A 3,181-nucleotide genomic window follows, 5' to 3' on the forward strand; every position below is an offset into this window, starting at 1 on the left:
CTTGAGAACTGCACAGTGGACGCGAGCATCTGTGGCCAAGTTTTTAAGGGCGCACGGTGGATGCCTTGGCACCAGGAACCGATGAAGGACGTGGGAGGCCACGATAGGCCCCGGGGAGCTGTCAACCAAGCTTTGATCCGGGGGTGTCCGAATGGGGAAACCCGGCAGTCGTCATGGGCTGTCACCCACTGCTGAACACATAGGCAGTGTGGAGGGAACGAGGGGAAGTGAAACATCTCAGTACCCTCAGGAAGAGAAAACAACCGTGATTCCGGGAGTAGTGGCGAGCGAAACTGGATCAGGCCAAACCGTATGCGTGTGATACCCGGCAGGGGTTGCGCATGCGGGGTTGTGGGATCTCTTTTTCACGGTCTGCCGGCTGTGAGACGAGTCAGAAACCGTTGATGTAGGCGAAGGACATGCGAAAGGTCCGGCGTAGAGGGTAAGACCCCCGTAGCTGAAACATTAACGGCTCGTTTAAGAGACACCCAAGTAGCACGGGGCCCGAGAAATCCCGTGTGAATCTGGCGGGACCACCCGTTAAGCCTAAATATTCCCTGGTGACCGATAGCGGATAGTACCGTGAGGGAATGGTGAAAAGTACCGCGGGAGCGGAGTGAAATAGTACCTGAAACCGTGTGCCTACAAGCCGTGGGAGCGTCGCTGTGTGTGCTTGCACATGCAGTCGTGACTGCGTGCCTTTTGAAGAATGAGCCTGCGAGTTTGCGGTGTGTTGCGAGGTTAACCCGTGTGGGGAAGCCGTAGCGAAAGCGAGTCCGAATAGGGCGATTTAGTAGCGCGCTCAAGACCCGAAGCGGAGTGATCTAGCCATGGGCAGGTTGAAGCGGAGGTAAGACTTCGTGGAGGACCGAACCCACCAGGGTTGAAAACCTGGGGGATGACCTGTGGTTAGGGGTGAAAGGCCAATCAAACTCCGTGATAGCTGGTTCTCCCCGAAATGCATTTAGGTGCAGCGTCGTGTGTTTCTTGCCGGAGGTAGAGCACTGGATAGGCGATGGGCCCTACCGGGTTACTGACCTTAGCCAAACTCCGAATGCCGGTAAGTGAGAGCACGGCAGTGAGACTGTGGGGGATAAGCTCCATGGTCGAGAGGGAAACAGCCCAGAGCATCGACTAAGGCCCCTAAGCGTACGCTAAGTGGGAAAGGATGTGGAGTCGCAGAGACAACCAGGAGGTTGGCTTAGAAGCAGCCACCCTTGAAAGAGTGCGTAATAGCTCACTGGTCAAGTGATTCCGCGCCGACAATGTAGCGGGGCTCAAGCGTACCGCCGAAGTCGTGTCATTCCAGCACATACCCCCAACGGGGGCTGGGATGGGTAGGGGAGCGTCGTGTGCCGGGTGAAGCAGCCGCGGAAGCGAGTTGTGGACGGTTCACGAGTGAGAATGCAGGCATGAGTAGCGATACACACGTGAGAAACGTGTGCGCCGATTGACTAAGGGTTCCTGGGTCAAGCTGATCTGCCCAGGGTAAGTCGGGACCTAAGGCGAGGCCGACAGGCGTAGTCGATGGACAACCGGTTGATATTCCGGTACCCGCTTTGAAACGCCCAATACTGAATCAGGCGATGCTAAGTCCGTGAAGCCGGCCCGATCTCTTCGGAGTTGAGGGTAGTGGTGGAGCCGATGAACCAGACTTGTATTAGGTAAGCGATGGGGTGACGCAGGAAGGTAGTCCAACCCGGGCGGTGGTAGTTCCCGGGGTAAGGGTGTAGGCCGTGTGGTAGGTAAATCCGTCACACATTAAGGCTGAGACCTGATGCCGAGCCGATTGTGGTGAAGTGGATGATCCTATGCTGTCGAGAAAAGCCTCTAGCGAGTTTCATGGCGGCCCGTACCCTAAACCGACTCAGGTGGTCAGGTAGAGAATACCGAGGCGTTCGGGTGAACTATGGTTAAGGAACTCGGCAAAATGCCCCCGTAACTTCGGGAGAAGGGGGGCCATCACTGGTGATCCGATTTACTCGGTGAGCTGGGGGTGGCCGCAGAGACCAGCGAGAAGCGACTGTTTACTAAAAACACAGGTCCGTGCGAAGCCGTAAGGCGATGTATACGGACTGACGCCTGCCCGGTGCTGGAACGTTAAGGGGACCGGTTAGCTGACTTTCGGGTCGGCGAAGCTGAGAACTTAAGCGCCAGTAAACGGCGGTGGTAACTATAACCATCCTAAGGTAGCGAAATTCCTTGTCGGGTAAGTTCCGACCTGCACGAATGGCGTAACGACTTCTCGACTGTCTCAACCATAGGCCCGGTGAAATTGCACTACGAGTAAAGATGCTCGTTTCGCGCAGCAGGACGGAAAGACCCCGGGACCTTTACTATAGTTTGATATTGGTGTTCGGTTCGGCTTGTGTAGGATAGGTGGGAGACTTTGAAGCGGCCACGCCAGTGGTTGTGGAGTCGTCGTTGAAATACCACTCTGGTCGTGCTGGATGTCTAACCTGGGTCCGTGATCCGGATCAGGGACAGTGTCTGATGGGTAGTTTAACTGGGGCGGTTGCCTCCTAAAGAGTAACGGAGGCGCCCAAAGGTTCCCTCAGCCTGGTTGGCAATCAGGTGTTGAGTGTAAGTGCACAAGGGAGCTTGACTGTGAGACCGACGGGTCGAGCAGGGACGAAAGTCGGGACTAGTGATCCGGCAGTGGCTTGTGGAAGCGCTGTCGCTCAACGGATAAAAGGTACCCCGGGGATAACAGGCTGATCTTCCCCAAGAGTCCATATCGACGGGATGGTTTGGCACCTCGATGTCGGCTCGTCGCATCCTGGGGCTGGAGTCGGTCCCAAGGGTTGGGCTGTTCGCCCATTAAAGCGGTACGCGAGCTGGGTTTAGAACGTCGTGAGACAGTTCGGTCCCTATCCGCTGTGCGCGTAGGAATATTGAGAAGGGCTGTCCCTAGTACGAGAGGACCGGGACGGACGAACCTCTGGTGTGCCAGTTGTCCTGCCAAGGGCATGGCTGGTTGGCTACGTTCGGAAAGGATAACCGCTGAAAGCATCTAAGCGGGAAGCCTGCTTCGAGATGAGTATTCCCACCCTCTTGAAGGGTTAAGGCTCCCAGTAGACGACTGGGTTGATAGGCCAGATGTGGAAGCCCGGTAACGGGTGGAGCTGACTGGTACTAATAGGCCGAGGGCTTGTCCTCAGTTGCTCGCGTCCACTGTGTT

The 3,181-nt window shown here is 56.3% G+C and carries 1 rRNA gene; it reads left to right on the forward strand.

The features are described from left to right. Positions 1–33: 33 nt before the first annotated feature. Positions 34–3,159 (forward strand): 23S ribosomal RNA (locus ACZ6S6_RS37580). The last annotated feature ends 22 nt before the right edge of the window (positions 3,160–3,181 follow it).

Source organism: Streptomyces sp. NPDC048671 (assembly GCF_055587045.1).